This is a genomic window from Polaromonas sp. P1_G2 (assembly GCF_056405515.1).
Genome location: NZ_JBFUBY010000426.1, coordinates 1 through 2444 on the forward strand (window position 1 = coordinate 1; position 2444 = coordinate 2444).

The 2444-nt window shown below is 65.6% G+C and carries 2 protein-coding genes and 1 pseudogene; all 3 read left to right on the forward strand.

Annotated elements, in window-relative coordinates:
• Positions 1 to 151: 151 nt before the first annotated feature.
• A complete protein-coding gene (locus AC1D0P_RS24665) occupies positions 152 to 613 on the forward strand; it encodes a MarR family winged helix-turn-helix transcriptional regulator (protein ID WP_477679143.1) in 462 nt (153 codons plus the stop codon).
• A 24-nt stretch (positions 614 to 637) separates the two neighbouring features.
• A complete protein-coding gene (gene hmgA, locus AC1D0P_RS24670; protein ID WP_477679142.1) occupies positions 638 to 1945 on the forward strand; it encodes a homogentisate 1,2-dioxygenase in 1308 nt (435 codons plus the stop codon).
• A gap of 30 nt (positions 1946 to 1975) precedes the next feature.
• Positions 1976 to 2444: pseudogene (locus AC1D0P_RS24675) on the forward strand (fumarylacetoacetase); the annotation flags it as partial.

Consider the following 2444-nt stretch of genomic DNA (forward strand, 5'->3'; position numbering starts at 1 on the left):
GGCCTGGAACCCACGCCCAGCACGCCGGCGCAGATGGCCGGTTATGCCAAAGCCGACCGCGAAAAATGGGCGCAGGTCATACGCGCCAGCGGCATCAAACTGGACTGAGTGGACTGAAAATGGAGTCCCTGCCACCAAGGTGAAGACCGACATGATCAAGCTCGACAGAACCCTGACCTACCGCCTGCACCTGCTGCACAAGCTGACCGACCTGGAAAGCCAGCGTGCCTATGTGGCCGGGGCCGGGCTGTCGATGAGCGACGGCCGCTGCCTCACGGCGGTCGGCACCTTCGCGCCGCTCTCGGTCAACGACCTCGCGCAAAAAGCCAACCTCAACAAGGGCCAGGCCAGCCGCGCCGCCCAGTCGCTGGTCGAGCAGGGCCTGGTGGTCAAGGCCGCCAGCCCGACCGATGGGCGCGGTGTGGTGCTGACCATGACACCCAAGGGCAAGGCCGCCTGGCAGCGCGCCATGCAGGTGGTGGGCCAGCGCAACCAGGACATCTTTGGCGTGCTCAGCGCGGCCGAGCGCGAGCAGCTCAGCGGCTTTTTCGACCGGCTGATCGCCAAGGCCAGGGCCGACGGCGGCGCGGTGGAAGACACCGGCGAAGAATGACATGGGAACTTTGGAGAGACTTCAATGAACACGATGACCACCTTGCGTTACCAGTCCGGCTTCGGCAATGAATTCGCCAGCGAGGCCGTCGCCGGCGCCTTGCCTGAAGGGCGCAACAGCCCGCAGCGTGCGCCGCACGATCTGTACACCGAGCTGGTCTCGGGCACGGCCTTTACCGCGCCGCGCGCCGACAACCGCCGCACCTGGCTCTACCGCCGCCAGCCTTCGGTGGTGGCGGGCGGTTACCAGGCTTATGTGCAGCCGCAGTGGACCACGGGCGCCGCGGGCGGTGTGGCCGTGCCGCCCGACCCTTTGCGCTGGAGCCCCTTCGCGATTCCCGCGCAGCCGCTGGATTTTGTTGACGGCCTGCGCACCGTGGCGGCCAACGGCGACGCCGATGCGCAGACCGGCATTGCCGCGCACATGTACGTCGCCAACCGGTCGATGGCGCGGCGCGCATTGGTCAACGCCGACGGCGAAATGCTGCTGGTGCCGCAGCAAGGCCGGCTGGTGCTGACGACCGAACTCGGCATCATGGACGTTAAGCCCGGTGAAATTGCCGTGCTCCCGCGCGGCATGGCCTTTAGCGTGGCCTTGCCCGACGGCGCTTCGCGCGGCTATGTTTGCGAGAACTACGGCGCGCATTTCCGCCTGCCCGAGCTCGGCCCCATAGGCTCCAACGGCCTGGCCAATTCGCGCGATTTCCTGGCGCCCGTGGCGGCCTTCGATGCCGCCGATGAAGCTGGAAAGCCTTACGAGATCATCAAGAAGTACGGCGGCCGTTTGTGGTCGGCGCAGCAGCCGCGCAGCCCCTTCAATGTGGTGGCCTGGCACGGCAACCTGGTGCCCTGCAAATACGACACGGCGCACTTCATGACCATAGGCTCCATCAGCTACGACCATCCGGACCCGTCCATCTTCACCGTGCTGACCTCGCCCTCGGACACACCGGGCACGGCCAACTGCGATTTCGTGATCTTCCCGCCGCGCTGGATGGTGGCCGAGAACACCTTCCGTCCGCCCTGGTACCACCGCAACCTCATGAGCGAGTTCATGGGACTGGTGTACGGCCAGTACGACGCCAAGCCCGAAGGCTTCAAGCCGGGCGGCGCCTCGCTGCACAACTGCATGGTGCCGCACGGCCCGGACACCGAGGCGTTTGAAAAAGCCAGCACGGCCGAGCTCCAGCCGCACAAACTCGACAACACCCTGGCCTTCATGTTTGAAAGCCGCTACCGCTTTATCCCCACGGCCTATGCGATGGACGGCGGTTCGCTCGATACCGCCTATGCCGGCTGCTGGGCCGGGCTCAAGGACCAATTCAAGGCTTGATGCCTGCCACCCATTTTTGCAAAGCCGACCATGATGAATTCGCTGAATGCCACCCACGACTCCCAGCTGCGCAGCTGGGTAGCCTCCGCCAATAAGGCCGGCGCCGACTTCCCCATCCAGAACCTGCCTTTCGGCACGTACAGCCTGACGCCGCAGGGCGAGCGCCGCATCGGTATCGCCATCGGCGACCAGGTGCTGGATTTGCGCGCGGCCGGGCTGGTCCATGTCAGCGACATGAATGCGCTGATGGCGACAAGCCCGCAGGAGATGAGCGCGCTGCGGGCCGCGATCTCGCAAGGCCTGACTGAAGGCAGCGCGAAGCAGCGCGAGTGGTCGGGCTTTTTGCACGCCCAGGATGCGGTGACCCTGCACCTGCCTTGCCGCATCGGCGACTACACCGACTTTTACACCGGCATCCACCATGCGACCACGGTCGGCAAGCTGTTTCGTCCCGACGCGCCGCTGCTGCCGAACTACAAATGGGTGCCCATCGCTTATC

Coding starts and splice junctions, on each gene's coding strand:
- hmgA (WP_477679142.1), top strand. CDS start 638: ATGAACACGATGACCACCTTGCGTTACCAGTCCGGCTTCGGCAATGAA.
- AC1D0P_RS24665 (WP_477679143.1), top strand. CDS start 152: ATGATCAAGCTCGACAGAACCCTGACCTACCGCCTGCACCTGCTGCAC.